At 48.5% G+C, this 22,879-nt stretch carries 27 protein-coding genes; 19 read left to right on the top strand and 8 right to left on the bottom strand.

The genetic code is table 11. The features are described 5' to 3' along the window. Positions 1–20: 20 nt before the first annotated feature. A complete protein-coding gene (locus GCU85_RS02810; RefSeq protein ID WP_152809128.1) occupies positions 21–1,043 on the bottom strand; it encodes a hypothetical protein in 1,023 nt (340 codons plus the stop codon). A gap of 347 nt (positions 1,044–1,390) precedes the next feature. Here GCU85_RS02810 and gspG point away from each other — a divergent pair, with 347 nt between their 5' ends. From gspG to GCU85_RS02770, 8 genes are read left to right on the top strand one after another with little or no spacing between them, the layout of a single operon-like run. After that, positions 1,391–1,810, top strand: a complete 420-nt coding sequence (gene gspG, locus GCU85_RS02805) for a type II secretion system major pseudopilin GspG (RefSeq protein ID WP_152809355.1) — start codon at positions 1,391–1,393, stop codon at positions 1,808–1,810. A 50-nt stretch (positions 1,811–1,860) separates the two neighbouring features. Further along, on the top strand, positions 1,861–2,400 hold the full coding sequence (locus GCU85_RS02800) for a prepilin-type N-terminal cleavage/methylation domain-containing protein (RefSeq protein WP_152809126.1): 540 nt from the start codon (positions 1,861–1,863) through the stop codon (positions 2,398–2,400). 24 nt (positions 2,401–2,424) lie between these two features. After that, positions 2,425–2,844, top strand: a complete 420-nt coding sequence (locus GCU85_RS02795) for a type IV pilus modification PilV family protein (protein ID WP_152809124.1) — start codon at positions 2,425–2,427, stop codon at positions 2,842–2,844. Positions 2,845–2,864: 20 nt separating this feature from the next. Continuing rightward, positions 2,865–3,449 carry a type II secretion system minor pseudopilin GspJ gene (gene gspJ, locus GCU85_RS02790; RefSeq protein ID WP_218110496.1) on the top strand — a complete coding sequence of 195 codons (585 nt, stop codon included), beginning with the start codon at positions 2,865–2,867 and terminating at the stop codon, positions 3,447–3,449. 52 nt (positions 3,450–3,501) lie between these two features. Then, the gene (locus GCU85_RS02785) at positions 3,502–4,356 is read left to right on the top strand and encodes a type II secretion system minor pseudopilin (protein WP_152809120.1); all 855 of its coding nucleotides are present in this window, start codon (positions 3,502–3,504) and stop codon (positions 4,354–4,356) included. A gap of 20 nt (positions 4,357–4,376) precedes the next feature. Continuing rightward, positions 4,377–5,648, top strand: a complete 1,272-nt coding sequence (locus tag GCU85_RS02780; RefSeq protein WP_152809118.1) for a hypothetical protein — start codon at positions 4,377–4,379, stop codon at positions 5,646–5,648. Beyond that, a complete protein-coding gene (gene gspM / locus GCU85_RS02775) occupies positions 5,642–6,127 on the top strand; it encodes a type II secretion system protein GspM (protein ID WP_218110495.1) in 486 nt (161 codons plus the stop codon). Before GCU85_RS02780 ends, gspM begins: the two co-directional genes overlap by 7 nt. Continuing rightward, positions 6,117–6,941, top strand: a complete 825-nt coding sequence (locus GCU85_RS02770; protein WP_152809113.1) for a hypothetical protein — start codon at positions 6,117–6,119, stop codon at positions 6,939–6,941. Before gspM ends, GCU85_RS02770 begins: the two co-directional genes overlap by 11 nt. Before the next feature lie 47 nt (positions 6,942–6,988). Here the strand turns inward: GCU85_RS02770 and fdhD are convergent, their stop codons facing one another. Then, a complete protein-coding gene (fdhD, locus tag GCU85_RS02765; protein ID WP_218110494.1) occupies positions 6,989–7,831 on the bottom strand; it encodes a formate dehydrogenase accessory sulfurtransferase FdhD in 843 nt (280 codons plus the stop codon). A 442-nt stretch (positions 7,832–8,273) separates the two neighbouring features. Here fdhD and GCU85_RS02760 point away from each other — a divergent pair, with 442 nt between their 5' ends. From GCU85_RS02760 to GCU85_RS02750, 3 genes are all read left to right on the top strand, one after another. Then, complete coding sequence (locus GCU85_RS02760) at positions 8,274–9,248, top strand: hypothetical protein (protein ID WP_152809109.1); 975 nt, start codon at positions 8,274–8,276, stop codon at positions 9,246–9,248. 186 nt (positions 9,249–9,434) lie between these two features. After that, positions 9,435–10,043, top strand: a complete 609-nt coding sequence (gene ampD / locus GCU85_RS02755; RefSeq protein WP_407944968.1) for a 1,6-anhydro-N-acetylmuramyl-L-alanine amidase AmpD — start codon at positions 9,435–9,437, stop codon at positions 10,041–10,043. Further along, positions 10,043–11,779: an NAD(P)H-hydrate dehydratase gene (locus tag GCU85_RS02750; RefSeq protein ID WP_152809105.1), complete on the top strand. Its 1,737-nt coding sequence runs from the start codon at positions 10,043–10,045 to the stop codon at positions 11,777–11,779. The genes ampD and GCU85_RS02750 overlap by 1 nt, the downstream gene beginning before the upstream one ends. Before the next feature lie 79 nt (positions 11,780–11,858). Here the strand turns inward: GCU85_RS02750 and GCU85_RS02745 are convergent, their stop codons facing one another. The 3 genes from GCU85_RS02745 to moaC form a co-directional block, all read right to left on the bottom strand. Continuing rightward, positions 11,859–12,074 (bottom strand): TIGR02450 family Trp-rich protein, encoded by a 216-nt coding sequence (locus tag GCU85_RS02745; protein WP_407944967.1) that lies wholly within the window; start codon positions 12,072–12,074, stop codon positions 11,859–11,861. Between the two features lie 77 nt (positions 12,075–12,151). Continuing rightward, positions 12,152–13,543, bottom strand: a complete 1,392-nt coding sequence (locus GCU85_RS02740; protein ID WP_152809101.1) for an MBL fold metallo-hydrolase RNA specificity domain-containing protein — start codon at positions 13,541–13,543, stop codon at positions 12,152–12,154. 101 nt (positions 13,544–13,644) lie between these two features. Next, complete coding sequence (gene moaC / locus GCU85_RS02735) at positions 13,645–14,232, bottom strand: cyclic pyranopterin monophosphate synthase MoaC (protein ID WP_268965598.1); 588 nt, start codon at positions 14,230–14,232, stop codon at positions 13,645–13,647. Between the two features lie 130 nt (positions 14,233–14,362). On the opposite strand from moaC, the gene GCU85_RS02730 reads away from it, so the two are divergent. The 6 genes from GCU85_RS02730 to tolA all read left to right on the top strand — a co-directional run bounded on the left by GCU85_RS02730 (position 14,363) and on the right by tolA (position 18,727). Further along, a complete protein-coding gene (locus GCU85_RS02730) occupies positions 14,363–14,692 on the top strand; it encodes a nucleotide pyrophosphohydrolase (RefSeq protein ID WP_152809099.1) in 330 nt (109 codons plus the stop codon). A gap of 98 nt (positions 14,693–14,790) precedes the next feature. After that, a complete protein-coding gene (locus tag GCU85_RS02725) occupies positions 14,791–15,876 on the top strand; it encodes a Rossmann-fold NAD(P)-binding domain-containing protein (RefSeq protein WP_152809097.1) in 1,086 nt (361 codons plus the stop codon). A 124-nt stretch (positions 15,877–16,000) separates the two neighbouring features. Beyond that, positions 16,001–16,957, top strand: coding sequence for a DMT family transporter (locus GCU85_RS02720; RefSeq protein WP_152809095.1), 957 nt, complete (start codon positions 16,001–16,003; stop codon positions 16,955–16,957). 6 nt (positions 16,958–16,963) lie between these two features. Next, positions 16,964–17,416, top strand: a complete 453-nt coding sequence (gene exbB / locus GCU85_RS02715; protein ID WP_407944966.1) for a TonB-system energizer ExbB — start codon at positions 16,964–16,966, stop codon at positions 17,414–17,416. A 1-nt stretch (position 17,417) separates the two neighbouring features. Beyond that, positions 17,418–17,801, top strand: coding sequence for a TonB system transport protein ExbD (gene exbD / locus GCU85_RS02710; RefSeq protein ID WP_152809091.1), 384 nt, complete (start codon positions 17,418–17,420; stop codon positions 17,799–17,801). Between the two features lie 17 nt (positions 17,802–17,818). Further along, entirely contained in the window at positions 17,819–18,727 is a 909-nt protein-coding gene (gene tolA, locus GCU85_RS02705) for a cell envelope integrity protein TolA (RefSeq protein WP_152809089.1), read from the top strand. 46 nt (positions 18,728–18,773) lie between these two features. Here tolA and GCU85_RS02700 read toward each other — a convergent pair whose 3' ends face one another. After that, positions 18,774–19,019 (bottom strand): BolA family protein, encoded by a 246-nt coding sequence (locus tag GCU85_RS02700; RefSeq protein WP_407944965.1) that lies wholly within the window; start codon positions 19,017–19,019, stop codon positions 18,774–18,776. 123 nt (positions 19,020–19,142) lie between these two features. After that, on the bottom strand, positions 19,143–19,757 hold the full coding sequence (locus tag GCU85_RS02695) for an inner membrane-spanning protein YciB (RefSeq protein WP_218110492.1): 615 nt from the start codon (positions 19,755–19,757) through the stop codon (positions 19,143–19,145). Between the two features lie 61 nt (positions 19,758–19,818). On the opposite strand from GCU85_RS02695, the gene GCU85_RS02690 reads away from it, so the two are divergent. Both GCU85_RS02690 and GCU85_RS02685 read left to right on the top strand, forming a co-directional pair. Next, positions 19,819–20,640: a ComF family protein gene (locus tag GCU85_RS02690; RefSeq protein WP_218110491.1), complete on the top strand. Its 822-nt coding sequence runs from the start codon at positions 19,819–19,821 to the stop codon at positions 20,638–20,640. A 175-nt stretch (positions 20,641–20,815) separates the two neighbouring features. Further along, entirely contained in the window at positions 20,816–21,736 is a 921-nt protein-coding gene (locus tag GCU85_RS02685) for a porin (RefSeq protein ID WP_152809083.1), read from the top strand. A 100-nt stretch (positions 21,737–21,836) separates the two neighbouring features. On the opposite strand, the gene ribF is transcribed toward GCU85_RS02685, so the two are convergent. Beyond that, on the bottom strand, positions 21,837–22,820 hold the full coding sequence (gene ribF, locus GCU85_RS02680; protein WP_152809080.1) for a riboflavin biosynthesis protein RibF: 984 nt from the start codon (positions 22,818–22,820) through the stop codon (positions 21,837–21,839). Positions 22,821–22,879 lie beyond the last annotated feature (59 nt).

The following is a 22,879-nucleotide window of genomic DNA, read 5'->3' as shown; positions in this document are numbered from 1 at the left end:
GATGACCGATTGTTGCATGGTTAAAATGCAGGGGGTAGTGGAATAATAATTTCTCGTATTGTACCGTTTCGCTTAATTTTCGCACTGATTTTTTTGTTTTTTTCAACGCTTGACCAAATTGAGTTTACGTGGCTGGGTGTTAATGATTGGTTATTAATCTGTAAAATTTCATCGCCATTTTTTAGCCCCATTGCGGCAACGGTTGCCTTGATTTGTTGGTTGGCGTTGTCTAGCTTAATTTGATAGCTTGGTGTTGGTGTGTCGGTTGCGATGGGCTGGATATGGCGTAGTAGTGCTTGAAGCTGTGGCCGTGCTTGGGTCTGTGTCGGGTTGGTAGGCATTGATTGGGTATCCGCATTGGTGTCAGTGTCAGTGTCAGACATGGTCAGCGTGATGGTTTGCCCCTGGTGCGTTATTAAGATGTGATGGGGGTGGATGGCGGCAATGACTATATCTTGCGCACTTGCTGACTGACTTGTTGACTGATTTTCTGGCTGATTATCTGGGTTGTTATCTGGGTCGTTATCTGGGTCGTTATCTGGGTCGTTATCTGGGTCGTTATCTGGGTCGTTATCGGGGTTGAGGCGAATCGTCATGTCACTCTCAGGCGTGATAATGTCGTTGGCTGAGACGACTAAACTTTGCGTTTTTGTGCGGATAATGGCGACACGAGGGCCTGCATTGTCGATATAAGTGCCGATTAATTGCCAGTCTTTAACGGCTGCTGGGCGTGATGTGCTAAGCGATGTGTTTGCGTCTTGACTGGTATTCGTTTGTCTGAAAACAAAATTGGGCAACGGTGCGTTTGTTGTGTTTGCTGTATTTGTGGTGTTGGTTTGAAACTGAGTGCTGGTCGATTTTGTAACGGGGTTTGTCGCAGTGTTTGTGGCAGCGTTTGCGGCGGCTAAACTAGGGGTAATAGACCAAAACAGCCCAGCAAGCTGATAAGCCAACAGACCAAGCAGGACAAGGGTAATGCCGAGGTTAATGCCAGCAGGGAGTAGGTTATTCAGCGTTTTTTTTAGTGAGTCAACGTATCGCATAGCGGTTATTTTACAATAAATCTGCGTTAAGGGTGGACTTATTGACAGGTCAATTAATTTTGGTGTCTGCTAAAGGTGATTATTGAAGACGGCTGCTGAATTGGCTTGTAGGCTTGAAGCGGCGCTAAGTGGCGCTAAGTGGCTTGAAGCGACGCTAAGATTACCTAAGCAAAAAGCCTTGTCTGTGTAAAACGTGATGCTTTTTTAATTTCTTTTACATGGTTTTGCCCACATTTTTGTTAAAATACTGTGCTAATGAATGAAATAATGAAAAACTAATGAGGAACGTATTCATGGCAGGACGAAACGCAAAAACAAACCGAGGCAATAAAATCAAGCGGCAAACGATGCCCGCGTGTCAACGTGGATTTACGTTGATTGAGTTGGTGGTAGTCATCGCGATTATCGCGGTAATGGCAGGTATTGTTGTGACTAAAATGGTTGATAAGCCAGGTGAGGCGCGCGCAGTGGCGGCGGCAGCCGATATAACGGCAATTAGCCAAGCGTTACAGCTTTATAAAATTGATAACTTTGTTTATCCCAGCTCGGACCAAGGCTTGCAAGCGTTGGTTGAAAAGCCAACGCTGCCACCTGTGCCGAAAAACTACGCGACATCGGGTTACCTCAGCAAACTCCCCAAAGACCCGTGGGGGAATGATTATATCTACTTGAGCCCAGGCCAGCACGGTGATTTTGACCTTTATTCGTTTGGGGCAGATGGCGTTGTTGGCGGTGAAGGTGAAAACGCCGACGTGGTGTCGTGGTAATGCTAGCAATGTTGGCGATCCCAAAAGCGTAATCAATGTCAGCGTAATCAATGTCAGCCATTAGTGCAACGATGGATGTGCGGACTGGCGACTTTTGCCGAGCGCGAGGGTTTAGCTTGTTAGAGACGCTTGTTGTGCTGGCGATTATCGCTGTGCTCAGCGGTATTGCCTTGACCCAATTGCGGTTTGATCGCGGCGAAAGACAATTAAACGCCACCGCTGCGGCGCTCGTGAGCGCTTATCGTTCGCTACAAGAAGAGGCCTTATTTTCGGGAAATGTCTTGCGAATGCAAGTCACACAAGACGGCTGGTATGCGGAAAAGCGGGATAATCTAACGTGGCAGCCTTTTGCACTCAATAGGCGTTCGATAGACTGGGAGCGACAAGGGTTAGACATGCGATTGCAGCCGGCAACGCCTGTTTATTTTTGGCCGACAGGGCAAAGCAGTGCGTTTCAATTAACGCTAAGCGAAAACGGCTTTACACGGCAAATTAGCGGCGATGCACTGGGTCGCTTAACGGCCGATGACCAGCCAGCCCAATTAACCCAGTCAGCCCAGCCAGCAGCCCAACTAGCCATTGGCGAGTGACACGAACGGGATAAACGCATACCAATGAATCGAACTGACAAAAAAATACGCCAACGAAGTCAAGGCTTTACGCTGATTGAGACATTGGTGGCATTGGCAATTTTTACGTTGCTGATTGCGGCGCTGACGACCGTGAATCAGACGGGGATTAATACGTTAATGACCAGCGAATCGCGAACCATAGCCACGCGTGCGCTAAATAATATTGTCCTTGAATTTCAGCAAAACCGACTGACATCTGGGCAATCAGATGAAAAACAATTAGGGGCAGGGCAGTTGGCGGGTGTGGGGCAATACAGTGGTACGTATCGGATGTCACATTATCAGTATCGTTGGGACATTCTGATTGAGCCTAGCCAAAATCAACTAACGCAAGTGCTGCAAGCGACCTTAACGGATACGCAGTCTGGGCAAGTCGTTGCTAGGGTTCGTCGCATTCAATGAGACGATTGATGAGACAGCCGATGAAAGCCACGAAAGCCACGAAAGCCACAGCAACAGGGTTTACCCTGATTGAGTTACTTGTGGTGATGGCCATTGTCGTGTTATTGGCCGTGATGGGGTATCGTCTGTTGACGGTATCACTAACGACCCAGCAAGTGGTTGAACAACGCAGTGAAACGCTACGTGAATTGCAACTCGGTTTGTGGATATTGCAACAAGACATGTCGCAGCTGCAAACTGCACCGTTGCCCAATGCATCGTTGCCTTTGGTGTCTTTGTTTGACAGTAGTGAGTATAAACAAACGACTGAGGCTGTTGAATTATGGCGGTTTTTTATTGCGCCGAATGCCGAGACCTTGCAAGGCGTGACGCAAGTCCGTTACTTGCTGGCTGACGACACCCTTGTCCGTGAGACGGTTTATCAAGGACAATCACAGCAAAGCATCGTGTTGACGCAGATTGATGCAGTGTCACTGATTTTTTATGATGACGATAATCGCCGCGTTAACCAATGGCTAGACGAAAAACTGCCACGGACGATGGGACTGATTTTTACGCATGCGCGCTATGGTGAAGTGACGGTCATGGAGGCGTTGGGTGGTTAACTATGTGCAGGCACGGTTGCGTGGACCAAGCCACCAGCAAGGCGTCAGTATCATGATGGCAATATTACTGGTGGTGGTGGTGACTACCGTGATGACGCACGTCACCGTCTCAAGCAACGCAAATTTGCGGCGTACCAGCGTGTTGACGCATTTAAATCAGGCACAACACTATACGGATGCGCTGCTCACCTACGCTGAGCGGGTATTGGTGCTGGATAAGTATCGCAGCAGTGCGGATAGTTTGGATGAGGACTGGGCGCAGCGTTTGCCTGCTTATTCGATTGATGGCGGTGAGGTGAGCGGCCATATAAATGAGTACTCTTCGCGCTTTAATCTGGCGCAGTTGCGGATTGCGGATCGGTTTGCGGTGGATGTTTTTTATCGGTTGTTTTCGCTGTTGGCGTTACCGCGCCGACAGGCCGATGCGGTGATTGAGCAAATACGGCAAGGTCAGCGGGTCAGTGTGATTGGCGCGTTTGCCAGTGCAGGTATGGCCGAAGCCGATATTCATCGCGTGTCTCCGTTTTTTTCGTTTTTGCCCATTAACTCAGAAAAACTCAATATGAATGTCGTCAGCCCCGAGGTTTTTGCCGCCTATTTTGAGATGACCATAGAAAGCGCCAAAAACTTATTGGCAGAACGTCTGTCTAACCCAATACAAAACCAAAGCGAATTAATGGCATTCGCCAGCAAACACAATTTATTAGGAAAAAAAGCAGCAGGCACAGGGCAGAATGCGGTATCCGTGATAGAATTAAAATTTAGCACGCAAAGCCGATATTTCCAAGTGGTGGGGCAAGTGCAAATCGGCGATGCCGTGCAAAGCGTGGTGGCGTACTATGATCGTGCCAGCGCGAGAAGATTAACACGGTTGAGTCGGCGACATAGCCAATTAATGTATGAATAAATAGGGATGAATGAATTCTTGTGAGTAAACTCTTTCGTCAATTTCTAGGCGTTGAAATCGTGAGTGATAACCACGTGCGGTTATACGACGGTATCAATCAGACCGTCCGTATAATAGATGATGCAGCCCTGTTTGAGATGCTTGGTGTGGGCGCGAATGGCGTGGATATGGGCAACGTGGATAGCAACACAGACTATCATCGTACGGATGTTTATTTATTCGACTCGTTATTTATTACCAGCAAACGGTTCACCCAGCCCGTTCAGGATGATCGATTGCTAGAAAAAATAATTCCCGCCGCGATGGAAAAGGATTTATTGCATGGCGTTGAGGCGTATACCTTTGCCCATGCGAGAGTGCAAGGTGGCAAAGTGCAAGGTGGCAAAATACAGAGCGACAAGTCACAGGGCGATATGTGGGTGTCGTGGATAGAAAAGGCACGAATTGATACGTTAAAACAACGTTTTTCGCAGATTAGACCACGGGTTAAGGGGCTTTATTTTTTGCCTTTAGGTTGGCAGTTGCTGCCGCCCACAGACTTGCATACAGAGGTACACACAGAGGCAAACACAGAGGCAAACACGCATGCCGTGTATGAATACGCCCCGTTGATTTATGTGGTGTCCAGTGAAGAAATAATGGCGATGGAGGCTGCACCATTTGAGGCATGGGCGCGGCACTTATCGTTGACACCGCAGCCGATGGTTGATTTGGCGCAATATTTAACACAGAACCTACCGCAGAACCTACCGCAGAACCTAGCGCAGGGCGGGGCTGGATTGTTTGATGCGTTGCAGCCATCGCGATTAAAATCGTTACCAAATCTGTGGCCAACACAGCAACAAAGCGCAAAAAAACGACCCATTAGGCGCTGGTTAATGTTGGGTGGTTTGATTATCGCGAGTTTGACGGGGAATGCGTTATTTTCGTATCAGCAGGCGCAAACCGCCTTATCCGCAGTGACTGCCGAGCAAGCCACATTACTCAAGCAGGTATTACCCAATGCGCGCCCCGATGATCCTTATACACGGATGCAGGTGGCGCAACGGCAAATTAGTTCACATGCACTGCAAAAACTGATTCAATTAGATGCCTTGTTTGGGCAAGGGCGGGTGGAAATTGACCGTCTATCGGTGGATTTAAGTGTGCGGCAAGTGACGCTGGTGGGTGTGTTGGATGAAGCGGTACAAACGGCGTTGACTGAATCGGGGTTTTTGTGGCAGCAAGCTGTTCAACAAAACGTGCAGCAAAACGGGCAACAGAACAGCCAGCAATGGGTGATTACATGGTAGCGTGGTGGCAGCAGTTAGCGCAGCGTGAAAAAATCGTACTCGGGGTTGGCGGCGGACTACTGCTACTGATGGGTTGGTATTTTGTCTGGCTAGAGCCGTTGCAAAAACGCACCGCGCAATTACAACAAAACACAGCGGCACGGCAAACCCAATTGGCTGAAATGAAAGCAATGGCGGCGACGATTAATGAATTTCACGGCATTTTAGCGCCCTTGTCAGTCGCGGAAATACTAGCGCAACACGAGGTCAGTGCGCAGCCACTCGCGGACGGCAGTCGTGGCGTACAGACAGCGCCGTTGTCGATTACCCAGGCCAAGACGCTACTACTGGCACTCGCGCCCGTTGCGGTGGTTAGTATGGAGATTGTTGATGCTGAAGCCGTTGAGGGCGTTGAAGCCGTTGGCAATAATCCCGCTGGTAATAATTCCGTTGAACATGGTGGTAAAATCATTCTGACGGTGATTGCCAATGCCAATTGACGCACTAAAGGCATTAAACCTATTGAATCGGCGCCAAAGCCGTATCCTTATCACGGTCGGTTATGCGTTGTTTTTTTTGCTGTGCTTGGTGTTGTTTTTATTTTGGCGTGCGCCATTATCGTGGGTCAGCCAATGGGGTATGCAACAGGGTATGCAACAGGGTACGCAAAACGGCATAGGAGCAGAAATACAGCTAGTCCAGCCGACAGGTACGCTACGCCAAGGCGGGTGGCAGGGCGTGGAAATATCAGGGCAGCGTTATCCACTGACTTGTGAATACTCCCAGCAGTGGCACTGGCGATTGCGCTATCATGTGGCGTGCGAATCACCGTTTGCCTTGAGCGCTGAAGTCACCTTGCATCAAGGTGGCATCACCGTAGCTAACGGGCAATTGACAGGTCAGTTAGCTGCCGCACGGCCGTGGTTAGATTGGTTGCAGTTGCCAGCGGGGATTGATGCCACGCTCAACGTGCGTTTGGCGAGGGCAGATATTCGCGCGGGGGCATTGCGCTATTTGTCGGTTGAGGGGCAGGCAACGGGGCTACAGTTTTTTGATCAGATCGTATTGAATCGGGTTGATTTAGCCACGCGTGAACCACAGCTATCTGAAGCGCAGGATATTGTATTGACAATCAGCGCAGACGAGGCGCTATCGCTATTTTTGCAAAGCGAGATTGACGGTAAACGTTATCGTACCAGCGGTCAGTTAACGGGTGAAGCGGTGGCGCAATACGCCCCATTGTTGTCGTTTTTTGGTCGTCAAGTCGCACCAGATACGCTTGAAGTTCGATTGCAAGGTCGGCTATTGCCTTAACACTATTTTAACGCGCCTTTAACGCACTTATTTCCGCTTACTTTTGCTTATTCTGTCTGGTGAATGACTAAGCGCTGCGGCTCGGTTAGGACACTAAAGCTACGCCCTTTCGCACGTGAAATTAGCATCACGCCTGCGGCTTTGCCAACCGCTACCCCCATTGCCGTTGCTCCTGAGCGTGATAGCAAAATCGGAATCTGCATTTGTACGGTTTTTATCACCATTTCGGAGGTTAATCGCCCAGTGGTGTACATGACGGTGGGTTTTTGTTGAGGGCTTTCTAGTGCGATGTAGCCACCGAGTGCGTCAATGGCATTGTGCCGCCCAACGTCTTCTACCGATTTGATAACGCTGTCGTGGGTACACAGCGCACAGCTATGCACGGCACCTGCTTGGCGATAAATGGTATTTTCGTGGGCAAGTTGGGCTAATAGTTCGTAAATTTGGGCGGTGGTGATGGTGGTATTGTGCTTGGAAAATGACGGCAAATTATCCATGACATGGCTAAACATCGTGCCTTGCCCGCAGCCTGAGGTGACCACGCGGCTGTTTGTTTTTTCTTCGATTTGTTGGGTAGTTTTGGCAGAAACCGCGGCGCTGTGGACGGACCAATCGATATGGATTGCGCTAATATCATCGACGGATTCGATTAAATGTTGGTGCAGCAAAAAGCCAACCACTAAGTAATGCGGCTCGTTACCCATCGTCATCAGGGTGACAATTTCCACGCGATTAAGGTATAGGGTCAAGGGGTGTTCTTGGACCAATAGCGTGGTCTGTGTTTCGCCTGTGGCACTGAGCGCCGTGGTCTCGACGGTCGCCGGCAGGCTGTCGGTGATAATGTCGATGGTGTGTTGCGCAGACAGGTTAGATGCGGTAGATGATGACATAATATGATGGGTGTATAGTTGTATGAACGTTATGGGGGTTATAGGTGTGGTGTTATGGGTGTTATGGGTTGCTAGGCGTAAAATGACCGTGCCACTGTGTTTAGTGCCTTTTAGCATCTTGATGGCATCTTTATAGCATGGCTGTGGGTGTGATGCAACCCCTGTGAACGCATCTGTGGATGCATCTGTCAGCGCCTTCTAGCAACCTAAGAGGACTATCTATTTGTTAACTTGTAGTAAAAAAAGTACCACTGATGGGTGATTGGGTTTATAATGTTAAATGGTTTTATTATTGACAAACAAGCGAAGTCGATAATCGCAATCTAATCAACGCACTAATTAATACGACAATCAATGCGGCAATCAATGCGGCAATCAATGCGAGACTTCATCATAAACGATAAATAAGAATAATAACACGAATAAACAATAGGGGATTTCAATGAATATGACAATGCATACGACAACTGGTGCAATAACTGGTACGATTAAGCAAAAACTCAGTCAATTACGGGTGCTACGGCGCGTGTTGCCACTCATCTCGTTGACCGTACTGGTCTTATTTGGGCAAGTGGCGCAGGCGCAAATCCCTACCAATGCAAATAGGACCATTTTTCTGCCTCAAGGTCCGGGCAGCTTTGGTACGCCGATGAACGTAACTTATCATCCGGGTTTTGACCAGTATTATGCTTCTAGTGGCGGTTTTCCTAGCGCGCAGGCCTCAGTCTATGATGAAAATGGGAATATTGTCAACAGCATCGCACCAATTAATATTGATGTGCGCAGCTGGAACTTTAACGCCAATAGTGGGTTGCTCGAAGTCGTTACTTTTAATGCTGTTTCTGGCGGCACTGGGCGAGGGCTAATCGAGTCTCAGCTCGATGGTAGTGGCTTTTATACTGGGGGAACATCGACGTTGTTGCCCAATATGCCTGGTAACGATGGTCAACAGACGATGCCTGCGTACGATAGTGGTAATAACGTGTTTTATTCGCGTAATACAGGCAATACCGTCAACGTGGTCAGCAGGGTGGACGGTAGCCTGTCTAATACCATCACACTAGACACCGCTGCTGCTGGGATAGGCACTTTGTCTAGTTACTCGCTAGGTTTTTCAGAGCCGGATGGCTGGCTCATTGTGCTGGATAGTAGCAACAACACAGCAGTGATTTTTGATTTGTCTGGTGCCTATGTCGGTACGTCGATTTTGGATATATCGGTGCCGTTTAGTTATGGGATGGGATTTACTAATGGTCAGTTGTTCGTTTGGGATGCCTCTCGCAATGGCTGGCAGGGTTATGGGGTTGGTGTATCTGAAGTGGCGTCTATTCCCACAATGCCATGGTTAGGGCTTGTGTTTTTGGCGAGTTTGTTAGGATTCGTTGGATTTAATCGCAGAATAAAAAAGTCGCATTAGTAAAAAGCATTAGTAAAAAACGAGGCTGGTTGAGTGATTAGCTGAGGCCTGTCAACAGACTTTGAATCTTATCGAGATTGGTGGTATCGTAAGACGGTATACTGTCGATTAGAGACCCAAACGGTGATAAACCTAGCCATGCCATTTAATCCATTATCATTCAATCAGCAATTGCCCTCGTCGGTATTGTCGATTGACGATGGCTGGATTGCCCGCGCCCACGCCGTGAAGCATTGCCCTTCGCCTAATTTTGATGCGCGGCCTTGCGGTGTTTCGTTATTAGTGATTCACCATATTTCGTTACCACCTGGGGTGTTTGGTGGCAATGCCGTGTGTGACTTCTTCACCAACAGGCTAGATACAACACAGCACCCATTTTATGCACAAATCGCCGATATGCGTGTATCGGCGCATTGCTTGATTCGCCGCAATGGCGAGATTGTCCAGTTGGTCAATTTTAATGACCGTGCATGGCATGCGGGGCAGTCTAGTTATCAAGGTCGTACTCACTGTAATGATTTTGCTATCGGGATTGAATTAGAAGGCACGGGCGATGTTGCGTATCGTTACGGGCAGTACGCTGCGTTACAAGCACTAACGCAAGCCTTGGTGGCGCACTATCCTGCCATCGGTACGCATATTGTCGGGCATGAACATATCGCGCCAGACCGCAAAACAGATCCGGGGCCGTCATTTGATTGGGCGCGCTATTTGATGCCCTTTGGTATTCCTGTGCCTGAGAAACTGCCTGAGAAACTGCACTTAGAATCGACAGCGGCGGATGGGTTGCGGTGATGCAACGCGTTGAAACGCCTCTGTACGATGCCGCGCAAATTCGTCAAGGCGAAACCCAATTATTTGCACACCACGATAGCTTTGCGATTATGCAACGCGCTGCTGAGGCGTTGTTAACGGTCATCAATGAATGTTTTCCGCTAGCAAAACACTTAACAGACAATGTGGACGAAAATGCAGCCGAAAATATAACTGAGAATAGAGCTGAGAATAGAGGCACATATCGTGTGGTATTGGGTTGCGGTAATAACGCGGGTGACGGACTAGTGCTGGCAGCACGATTAAAACAACAAGGGCAGGCGGTTATTTGCTACACGGTGTTTGATCAGCCACGTTCACAATCATTGCCACCGTTCACAGGCGATGCCGCACAAGCGTATCAAATGGCGCAAGACAGTGGCGTGCCGATCGTGCCTGTCGCGAAGTGGCAAAGCCAACCCACCGATGTCATTATCGATGCAATATTCGGTATTGGGCTGGATAGGCCACCGACAGGTGACGCACAATGGGCAATTCGTGCCATTAATCAGGCTAACGCGGCGGCAGTGGTCGCGGTCGATGTGCCGAGTGGTCTGCGCTGTGATACAGGGCAAGCTTATACTGATGTCGCAGACGAGGCGGGTGACATTGACAGTATTGACAGTATTGAGGGTGCTGACCTAAATGCCGTGCAGGCTGATATGACGGTGACGTTTATCGGTGATAAAATCGGTTTGCACACAGCAGACGGCAAAGGGCTATCAGGTCAGGTCGTGGTTGCCACGCTTGGGGCTGTGCTGCCTGCAAATCTAGCCGAGGCAACCGTGGTTCGCTATCACTGCGTATATCATCGCGTATATCACTGTGGTGCAGACGAACGACGGCGGCAACAACAACTTAATCAATCTGGCCAATCTAGGCAATCTGGTCAATCTGGTCAATCTAGGCGATTTAGCTCGGGCAATCAACACAAGGGTGACTTTGGTCACGTACTGACCATCGGCGGTGGTCAAGGCATGTTTGGGGGCGCAGCACTCGCGGCGGTCAGCGCGCTAAAAGTCGGCGCAGGAAAATCTAGCCTATACGCACACCCTGATTATCAATCGCAGTTTCATCTCGATGGGACGCCGCTGTATGAGGTGATGCGCTGTCATGATTTACATGCCATCGACGCGTCCATTTGCTTTAACGCTATTTGCTTAGGTCCAGGGTTGGGGAGAGACGATTGGGGTTGGGCGCAGTTTAAGACCGTGACGGAACGGTTGACTACAAACCAGCGATTATTAATTGATGCCGATGGCTTGTATCATTTGGCTAATAGTGACAATCATAGTGCCAATCGCTTGGAAAACGCGATTGCGGTAATAACCCCACACGAGGGTGAAGCCGCGAGATTATTACAAATAACGGTTGCTGCCGTGCGACAAGATAAGCCAGCAATCGTCAAGCAATTGGCGCAGACTTATCGCTGTATTGCGGTACTAAAAGGCGCGGGTACGTTGATTAGTGATGGCAATAGCGTCTGGATTAACGAAAGTGGCAATGTGAATTTGGCAACGGCGGGTACGGGCGATGTATTGGCGGGGGTGATTAGTGGCTTGTTAGCGCAAGGCTATACGCCGCTAGATGCCGCGCTACAAGGTGTCTATCGTCATGGGTTAGCAGCGGATGATTATTGTGCAGAGAAAAAACGGCATAGCGTCAATAAAGCGGGCGGTAAAACACTGCGGGCGAGTGATTTATGGTCGTATTTTTAGTGAGAGTGTCGGCGATACTATCGGCAAAACTATCGAATTTTCACGTTATTGCCACGCCATTGCCAGCGTTATTGCCACATTATTTCCAGCCATAAATCCACAGACTTTCGTTTTGCAAATCTTGCCAGTTGATAGGCATCACTCGCTTTGAGATAACGGCCTCAATGCAACACGAAACGACTGCGCCCGCTTCGTTGAATTCAATATCAGAGACTAAAAAGTGTTTTTCTTTATTTATCGGCGTCACCGCGGTCCATTTACTGTTTAGTAGTTTATTTGGGTTGATCTGATTGATTTTATTCATGCCAAACGATTAGTCATCAAGTGATTGAACATCAATTCATTAGCCACCAAGTATTAGCTATCAAGTACTTAGCCATCAAGCATCACCACGTCACCTGCGACGGGGCAGTGTACGGTGAGGTCGGTATGTTGCTCAACGTGGTCTTTGAATGCCTGACGGCTGTCGTCTTCGCCATGCACCAAATAAACATCGGGTTTGGTTTTGAAATGGCTTAACCACTTAAACATATCGGCTTGGTCAGCGTGTGCGGATAAACCGCCTACTGTGTGGATTTGTGCCTTGACCTCTAGCCATTCACCAAACATTTTGATGCGCTTTTCACCATTGACTAAACGACGACCTAACGTGCCACCTGCTTGGTAACCCACAATAATGACATGGCATTCGGGGCGTGTAATGTTGTGGCGGAGGTGGTGGATGATACGACCGCCGTTACACATGCCCGAGCCTGCGATAAAAATACAGCCCGATTCGATGGTATTGAGGTGCTTGGACTCAGCGGGTGTGACGGTGCGTTTATAGTTGGGGAGCGGTATTTTGTTACCAAAATCCCCCAGTAGGCGCTTGGCATCATTGTCATGCAGGTGTTTGAAGTCCCAGTACACTTTGCTGGCTTCAATCGCCATAGGTGAGTCGAGGTAAGTCGCCCAATTGTCAATCTGCCACTCATCGTAGTGCTCCACGAGTTGGTAGAGGATTTCTTGTGTTCTGCCGACTGAAAATGCAGGGATTAGGATGTTGCCTTGGTCAGCGGAGGCGCTGGCAATAATCTCGCCGATTTCGGTATAGGTGTTTTCGCGTGCTTTGTGTTCACGGCCACCGTAGGTCGATTCCATTAGGACAATATCGGCTTTTTCAAGCAGTGTCGGGTCTTGCAAAATGGGTGAGTTAAACTGACCAATATCGCCGCTAAACACGATGGTTTTTTCGTTGCCGTCTTCGTTAATGATGAGCTCGACGATGGCTGAGCCCAAAATATGCCCTGCGTCGTGAAAACGGACTTTAATCCCTGCTAAAGGCTCAAACCATGCTTGATAGCTATGCCCGTTGAACTTTTTTAGGGTATCGTCCACATCGCTTAAATCATACAGCGGGTATAGCGGGCGTTTGCCTTTGTTTTTTTTGTTGTAACGCTCGGCGTCGTATTGGGCGAGTTTGGCGGAGTCTTTGAATAGAATCTCACATAAATCCACGGTCGCGTTGTGTGTATGTATGGTGCCGTGGTAGCCTTCTTTGACTAAGCGCGGTAGGCGTCCAGAGTGATCAATATGCGCATGAGACAAAATTACGGCATCAATGGCTGAGGGCTCAAACGGAAAGGGTTCACGGTTTTGCTCGAATGCCTGGCGCGAGCCTTGAATGAGGCCACAATCGAGTAAGATTTTATGCTGTCCAACGTGCAAAATATGGCAAGAACCAGTCACTGTACCCGAAGCGGCGCCGTAAAATTCAATTTTCATGCGGTTTGTCCTTTGGTTATTGAAAGTGGTTAAAGATGGCTAAAGATGGTTAAAGATTGTTCTATTGATTATCAGTATAGCAGAAATAATGTCACATTCAGTTACTGGCATTCGGTTGCCGAAAAATCCCCCGATTTCCCCCCCGTTTTTTTGACTAAACGAATGGATTCAATGGTCATGGATTTATCGACAGCCTTGCACATGTCGTATATGGTGAGCAGCGCCGCGCTGCACGCGGTCAATGCCTCCATTTCGATGCCCGTTTTGCCAATGGTGTCGCAGGTGACGGTGCAGCGAATGATTTGTGTGCTGGTGTAATCAAAATCTACGTGGATATGGGTAATGGGAATAGGGTGGCACAGCGGGATAATGTCTGCTGTTTTTTTGGCCGCCATGATAGCCGCGATGCGGGCAATCCCAAGGACGTCGCCTTTTTTGTGGCCATGGTCAATAATGAGGCGTTGTACGGCTTCTGAGACGTGGATTTGACCTTCGGCGATAGCTTGGCGGTGACTATCGGATTTATCGCTAATGCTGACCATGTGGGCTTCACCGCTAGGGGTAAAGTGCGTCAGTGTTGTTTCAGTGCATTGCGCGTTGGTTGTGTGTTGACTGTTTTTGTCGTTGTGTGGGGTATCTGAATGCATAGGCGGTGGAATCGGTGTCGGTGTTAGTATGGGTGTTAGCATGGGTGTTAGTATCGTTGTTAGTATCGGTCTTGTCTAAGATGCTATGATATGATGAGTGGTTAAACCCTAGGATAAAATAACCGTGGGATAATAATAACCATTGAATAAAACACACTAACGACAGGATAACATGAATATTGAAAATGCCCAACAAGCCGTCGATGATTGGATTAAAGCGCATGGTGTGCGTTACTTTAATGAGCTAACCAATATGGCGCAACTGACCGAAGAGGTCGGTGAAGTGGCGCGTATCATTGCGAGGCGCTATGGCGAACAAAGCGAAAAACCCAGCGATAAAGACAAGGATTTAGGCGAAGAATTAGCCGATGTGCTGTTTGTCGTGCTGTGTCTAGCAAATCAAACGGGCGTGGATTTACAGGTCGCATTTGACGCGAAGCTGGCACTAAAAACACAGCGCGATCATAACCGCCACCAACAAAACCCCAAGCTAAAATCGTAAGTTTCAGCGAAATGGTTTGGGGGGATATTAGGAAGAGTCTGGTACAACTTTCAATCGTTAATTAACAGCGTGCGACAAAAAGCAGGGGCAATCAAGCAATGGCAATTTTATTGGTAGGATGTGGGCAGTTGGGGATGCAGTTAGGCACCGCGCTGAGTGCGGCAGGGCAGTCGGTGGTGGGCATTAAGCGGACGCCGATATCGAGTCCGTTTAAGATGATTTATGCCGACTTGCAACGGCCAACGGCGTTTGATGCGCTGGATGTGACGGATGGCGTAACGGATGGCGTAACGGATGGCGTAACGGATGGCGTAACGGATGGCGTAACGGATGGCGTAACGGATGGCGTAACGGATGGCGTAACGGATGGCGTAACGGTTGATGCAGCGATGCAAGCAACGGGCGATACAACGATAGAAGCGATAGTCTTTACCGTGACACCTAGCGAATACAGCGACGCAGGGTATCAAGCGGTTTATGAGACAATGTTGCAGCATACCGTGACATTCGCCCAGCAATGCGCGGCGCGTCAATCGGCGCGACAATCGGTGCGTCAATCGGCTGCCCCATTGTTTGTGTTGGTTTCATCGACCCGTGTTTATGGTCAAGATAACGGTGAATGGGTGGATGAAGCCAGCCCAACCAGCGCGCATGATTATCGCTCGAAGTGGCTGTTGTTTGGCGAAGATTTGGTGCAGTCCGCCTTGCCGAATTCGGTCATTGTTAGATTTTCAGGGATTTATGGTAATGCCCGCAATCGCATGCTGAAAAACGTCGCTCGTGGCACGCCAGTACAGCGCACGCCACCATACTGGACTAACCGCATCCACGAAAACGACTGTGTGGCTGCATTGGTCTTGTTATTAAGCCGTGCGCGGCAAGGTCACGCACTGGATTCGGTGTATTTGGCTAGTGATGATTGCCCTGCGCCATTGCATGAAGTCTATGATTATATTGCTAATAGACTTGCTGTTAAAGAATCGCCAGTAGGATTATCAGCCGCAGCTGCGGAAATGCTGCCCGAAAAAAGCGCAATTGCCACGACAAAGCAAGTGATTATTACCGCACAAGCTATCAAAACCATGCAGGGCAAACGCTGTTGCAATGCGCGCCTTAGGGCGTTAGGGCTTGAATTGATGTTTCCCAGTTACCGCGAGGGCTATGCGACAGGGCTTGAATCATAGTCGTGTTGCGGCCGTATCTGAGCGTGCGGCTAAGCAACGATTTGTTTTTTGTTGACTTTGTTAAATTGTGGCTTAGAATAGGGGGTGTTTTTAACAATCGATACGAAAACACCAAAAACATATTATGTCATTGATATCACGATTGGCAGGGCTGCACGGTGCGATGTTGTTGCTCGTTACGGCAATGATTTGGGGGAGTGCATTTATCTTTCAAAAAGGCGCGGCAGAAACGGTCGATGCCCTGACGTTTAATGCCCTGCGCTTTGGCATTGCCGTGCCTGCCTTGTTGTTGCTTTACTTATTGCCCAAAAAACTATTCCAGCCCAGCGCGGCGGTGATGCAGTCGGCAAAACGGCAGTATTCGGCGTGGTGGGTTGGTGGTGCGGCGGGTTTTTTTATGTACATTGGTATTAACTTACAACAATGGGGGCTCGCCTATACGACGGCGGGTAAATCGGGGTTTTTAACCTCGTTGTATATGATATTGGTGCCCATACTGGCGTTATTTATTCGTCAGCGCTGCCCGCTAGAGGTGTGGATTGGTGCTGTGATTACCTTTGTCGGGGTGTATTTTTTAGGCAGTCATGACGGGACGTTAGACGCTGAGTTGTCGTTTAATATTGGTGATGTAATGACCTTGTTTTGTGCGTTGGGTTGGGCGGCACAGGTATTATGGTTGGCAATTTTTGCGCGCTATAGCAATGTACTCAATGTGGCGATTATTCAAATGATTACCGTGTCAGGGTTGAGTTTTTTCACGATGGCCGTGCTGGCGCTGTTTGGGCATTTTACCCTACCTAGCTGGGAAACGATTTGGGGGATTCGTGATGCAATTCTTTATACCGGTATTATTTCGGGGGCATTTGCCTTTACCTTGCAAATCGTCGGACAACGCCACATTGATGCGACGAGTGCAGCATTGATTATGAGTACCGAGGCGGTATTTGCGTTTGTCTTTGGCGTGATGTTTTTGGGCGAAAGCGTTACGGTTAAAATATTACTCGGCTTTGCCTTGATTCTAACTGGCATTATTTTGGCGCAGTTGCAGGGTAAATTATTTAAAAAAACAAAAGCTTATTAGGTTGTTATTATGCAGTGGATTGCCCTATTAAAAGACTACGTTGATTATGCTATTTTGGGTTCTTTAGGCGTGATGGCGTTTATTGCGGTGTGGCTCACCATTGAGCGGTTAATTTATTATTGGCGCATCAATATCCATGATTTTAATGATGTTTATACCCTAGATCGACAGCTAACCCAGCATCTGACGACATTGTCTACGATTGGGGCGAATGCGCCTTATGTTGGGTTGCTAGGGACGGTTGTTGGCATCCTGATTACCTTTTATGATATCGGTGAGGCGGGTGGTCAGATTGTCGTGGGGCAAATTATGATTGGCTTGGCGTTAGCGCTAAAGGCAACGGCAGTGGGTATTTTGGTGGCGATTCCAACGATTATGGCATATAACGGTTTGTTGCGCCGCGTTGAGGTGAAAAAATCCGAATGGTTAAGCCAATTTAGCACGCCACGCGGTAATTGACATGAAAAAAGTGGATCAAATGAATGTCATTCCGTTTATTGATATTATGTTGGTCTTGTTGGCTATTGTGTTGATGACGGCGTCGTTTGTCTCGCAAGGCCAGATTGAAGTCACTTTGCCAGAGTCCAGTGCCACTAGCACCACCGATCCAGCAGATGCAAGCAAAAACGTATTGATTACCGTTGCAGCAGACGGGCAGTATTATTTGGACGATGCGCCTATCACGCTGGTAGCGCTAGATGAACAGGTGGCGCAATTAACCGAGGCGGCATCGGTGACATTGAAAATTGATGCCGACACACCGTTTCAGGCATTTGTTCGGGTGACAGATATTTTAAATCAACACGCCGTGACGCGGGTGTCGGTATTGACCGAAACGCGCTAACTGATACTGGGTTGCCTGTGAATGTTGCCGAAAAATCTGTTGCCGAGAAATCGCCTACAATAGTCGCGACGAAGCAGGCACTAATACGCTACGGATTGTCTTTTTTGCTAACGATGTTAGTTTTTGGCTTAGCGATAGCTGGCATTCAGTGGGGGCGTGATTTGTCGGTGCAGCCCAGCGAGGCGAGTGTCGCGCAACGGGTGCTATCACTAAGCGCACTACACATCAGAGATGCACGCGCTGAAAAGGAACGTGCCGAAAAGGAACGCGCCGAAAAAGAACGCGCCGAAAAAGAACGCGCCGAAAAAGAACGCGCCGAAAAAGAACGTGCTGAAAAAGAACGTGCTGAAAAAGAACGTGCCGAAAAAGAACGTGCCGAAAAAGAACGTGCCGAAAAAGAACGTGCCGAAAAAGAACGTGCCGAAAAAGAACGTGCCGAAAAAGAACGTGCCGAAAAAGAACGTGCCGAAAAAGAACGTGCCGAAAAAGAACGTGCTGAACAGTCTCGTTTAGATCGCGATGCGCAAAGCAGCGAAAAAAGTACGCAAAAGAGTGCGCAAAAGAGCACCGAAAAGCAGGCTGAGGCAAAAAATAACACACAGGCGAGTAATCCACAGGCGAGTAATCCACAGGCGAGTAATCCACAGGCGATAGCCGCTTATCAATCAGGGTTGCGGCAAGCTATCGAGCGCAATAAGCGCTACCCTAGACGTGCGAGCCAAGCTCGTGCAGAGGGTCGTGTGGTGGTAGCGTTTACGCTGGGTGCGCAAGGGGATATTTCTGGGGTGCGAGTGGTGCAAAGCTCGGGCAATCGGCATTTAGACAAAGCGGCCGTTGCGGCGGTAAAGAAAGTCGGTCGCTATCAGCCAAGACCGGCAGGTGTGACTGCTAATCAGCAGGTTGCGCTGAATTTTGCCTTAAAGTAATGTGCTGGGTGTGGTGCGCTGGGTACGCTACACTAGGTACGCTACACTAGGTGTTAATTTTAATGCTGAGGGCGTGGATGTTGTCTTGCATTAATTCGCCCAATGCTTGATAAATCATGCGGTGACATTGCAAACGGCTTTTGCCTGCAAAGGCCTCGCTGGTGATTGTCAGGGCGTAATGGCCTTTGCCAGATTGGGCGCCTGCATGGCCAATATGTAGGTGTGATTCGTCGATGATGTCGAGCTGGGTGGGGGTAAAAGCCGTTGTTAAGCGGGTCGTCATGGCTGACATGACGTCAGCTGGCGTTGATGTTGGTGTTGATGTCGGTGTTGATGTCGATGAATGTTCAGACATGGTTAGCGATCCTGTTTTCTGGTTTTATTTATTCAGCGTTATTTTTGCGTTATCTTTACGTTATTCTTGGTTTTGGGGCTTGTCTGCGGGTTTATCTGCGGGTTTGTCTGCGGTGTCGAATTGCCCAAACTTAAAGATATACACGGTCTGCAAAATGACGAAAACTAACGACGAGCCAAACGTCGCCACGCGATAAATCACCCACGCATCATCGGATAGTAAATCCAGCGCAATGTTCCACATAATAATCGCATTAATGAGTCCCACGAGGACATTGTAAATAATCCAGGCCCAATTAACGACCGACCAGTGTTTTTTGGCGAGTGTGATTTGGCTGCCTAACATATCCTGTAAGAACGTTTGTCCTTTGAAGATAGGGTATAGATAGAAAAAAATCGCAAACCCCCACGGGATAATCGTGAGTTTAGATTTTATGAAGATGTCATTTTTGAGTACAATGGTAGCGGTTGCAAAAACCAGCAGTAAAATGCCCGTATAAAACGTCATTTTCTGCATTGGTAGTTTGGTGATTTTGTAGATAGCAAATTGCAAAACGGTGCCAATCGCGGCGCCATAGGATAGATAAATCATGGCTTCGTCGGGGCTGATGGCTTTGCCGAGCAAAAAGCCGATAACAAGCGTTGCAAGGGGTAAAAATTCTAATAGTGAGTGCATGGGTGCGCGGGGGGTTGGTGAGTGCCAGACGGTTATTGTAAGGAAATGTGGAGTTAAGTCAATGGAAAAACGGCGAAAAAGCGGTGGCAAACTAAAAAAAACGATAAGCCAACCATTCAGCCAGCAATTCAGGCAACAAGTGCTACCCACCCTGCAGCAGCGCATGAAGGCGCTATTGCAATCGCGCTGCGCCATTTGTGAAGCAGTCAGCCATCACCCCGTTTGTGAAGCCTGTCGTGCGGGTATTCAATCGCCTGATGTCGCTTGTCGTGTGTGCGGGGTTGCCTTACCTTCGCCTACGCAAACCCTGCGTTGTCAGTCTTGTATTCAGACGCCGCCTGCGTTTGCGTCGATTCAATTTGTCGGGACGTATGTTGATACGCTGGCCGCGCTGATTATTCGTGCCAAAATCCGTCGTGAGGTGGGTGCGCTGGCCGCGCTTGATTACTTATTAACGATTTATGCCATGGAACACCCGCAATCGCAATCGCAACCATTGCCGCAACCATTGCCGCAACGGGTCACCGATTATCATTTGTTAGCCATGCCGATACCCACGGCGCGGTTGATGCGGCGTGGGTTTAATCTGCCGCAGTTATTTGCACAGCGGTTGTCCAGCGCGTGGCAGTTACCTGTATTAGCGCCTGATAGCGTGGCGTTGCCATTTTATCAGCGCAAGCAAGCCACGCTACCCAAGGCCGCGCGACAAAAAAATCACCACCATTTTCAGATTAATCGACCGTTACCGTCAAAAATTATGCTAGTGGATGATATTTTTACCACAGGGCAAACGGCGGGGCAGTTGGCGAAGTCGCTACGCAAAAATGGTGTGCAACACGTTGATTTGTTTGTATTTGCACGAGGTCAGTTGGGTGATTTTTGAGTGATTTATGAGCGGCTTTGCTGGATTTTAGCGCGGCGCTGTTGCAAAAAAACAACATTATTTTTGAATTAGTGTTGTATTTCTACCAAAAAGCAGGTAAAGTATGTCTTGCAAATAAACAAACAAATTCCGTACAAAATTTTATCAATTTTCGATTTACTGTTAGGAGATTAACATGAAAAAATCAATTCTTGCACTAGCAATCGCTTCAGCATCATTGGCTGGCGTTGCGCAAGCAAACAACACAACATTATATGGTTCGGTTCGTATGGCGGTTGAAGTAACCGACGATGGCGATACCACCTCTTCGCACGTTAGAAACAACAGCTCACGCTGGGGTATCCGTGGTACGGACGAAATCGGTAACGGCCTAGACGTATTCTACCGTTATGAGTTTGCTGTTCAGGCAGACACCAACGGTGGTGGTCAATCAAACCGTTTGGGCTTTGTTGGTCTTAAAGGCGGTTTTGGTTCTGTGGCACTAGGCTCACAGTGGTCACCGTACTACAATATCGTTGGTTACAATGATATCTTTAACGGTAGCTTCTCTTACGACCGTACTTACTTAGGTGCTTTCCGTATTTCTAATTCACTAATCTATACCACGCCAGAAATGGGCGGTTTCAAAGCGCAGGTTGCATTGATTCATAATGGTCTAGGTGGTAACGATGATCACGTTGATGCGTACAATATTGGTTTAAGCTATGCCAATGCAGGCATTTTCGCTGGCTTGACTTACTTCTCAACTAACGGTTTGGATGATGAAACATCTTTGGTTGGTGCAGCAGCTGGTTACTCTAACGATGCCTTCCGTATTGGTTTGGCAGCTGAGTATGGTGATGATGGTTCTGATGCGAATCCATTGAACCTAAGTTTAGCGGGTGAGTACTACTTGTCTGATGCCGATACCCTTCGTGCTATTTTTGAAGTGTTAGACACTGATACTGACGCCGATGAGCAAGTTCACGTTGCACTTGGCTACCAGCACAACTTCAGCAAGCGTTCACGCGTTTGGGCTGAGTACTCGTACTTCGACGAAGGCGATAACGCTGATGAGTTACAAGTACTTTCATTGGGTATCCGTACTGACTTCTAATCGTCAGTTCGTTCTCAACGAAACACTAAAAAGCGAGGCAACTGCCTCGCTTTTTTTTTATGCTTTTTTATCGGCTGACTGGGCAGGCTAACTGGGTAGGCTAACTGGGCGGTAGGTTGAAAAACACGCGGGCAGCGGCTTCATCGGCTTGGATTTGGGCTTTGAGTGCGGTTAAATCGGCAAAGGTTTGTTCATTGCGTAGTTTTTTGTGCGGATAAATCGTCAGCGACTTGCCGTACAACGATTGGTTAAAATCGAGTATGTGGACTTCCACTAGGCGTTGGTGATGCCCGATGGTGGGTTTTTTGCCGATATTGCATAGTGCGGGCCACCTTAGTGGATGGGTGGTGTCTGCATCAATGCAGGCGTTCTCGTCAAAGGCGCTCTCGTTAAAGGCGCTCTCGTCAATGCCAACGCTGACGGCAAACACGCCATTGGGTAAGCACAAAGTCTGATCAAAGGATAAATTCGCGGTGGGGTAATCGAGCGTACGCCCAATTTGTTGCCCATAAATGACCGTCTCGCGATAGCAGAGGTCACGTCCTAGTAGTTGTCTAGCAACATCAAACTGCGCCGACTGGATGGCGGCACGGATGCGACTGCTGCTGACGCGCTCGCCCTGCCAATTCACGGTTGGTGATTGTTCGACAGTAATATTGGCGCGTTCACACGCTGACTGCAAATGGGCAAAATCCCCCTCGCCACGATGACCAAAACGAAAATCATCCCCGATTAATACGTATTTGACTTGCAGTTGCTCAATTAAACGCGCGATAAAAGCGTCTGCGCTTAGCCGTGCAAAGGCTTCGTCAAAATTGATTTCCCATAATAGGTCAATGCCAGCTTGTTGAATCAGAGCGGATTTAGCGTGAGGTGTCGTGATTAGGTAGTTGTCAATTTCATGGAATAAGTGGCGTGCGTGCGGGGTAAATGTCATCGCCGCTGGCGTTAACTGGCGTGCGTTAGCCGCTATCCGTAGTTGTTTGAAAATCGCTTGATGCCCAATGTGCACGCCATCAAAATTACCAATGGTGAGGGCAATGGGGTTTTTGGTCGGGTTTTCTAGCGAATGAATGATTTGCATGCGAAGTTTTGTACGGGGTTTGTCGTTGTTGCGTTATACTGATGGATACGGTTTTTAAA

It is taken from the genome of Ostreibacterium oceani (genome assembly GCF_009362845.1).
Lineage (GTDB): Bacteria > Pseudomonadota > Gammaproteobacteria > Cardiobacteriales > Ostreibacteriaceae > Ostreibacterium > Ostreibacterium oceani.
This window is presented reverse-complemented; position numbering and strand designations above follow the sequence as displayed.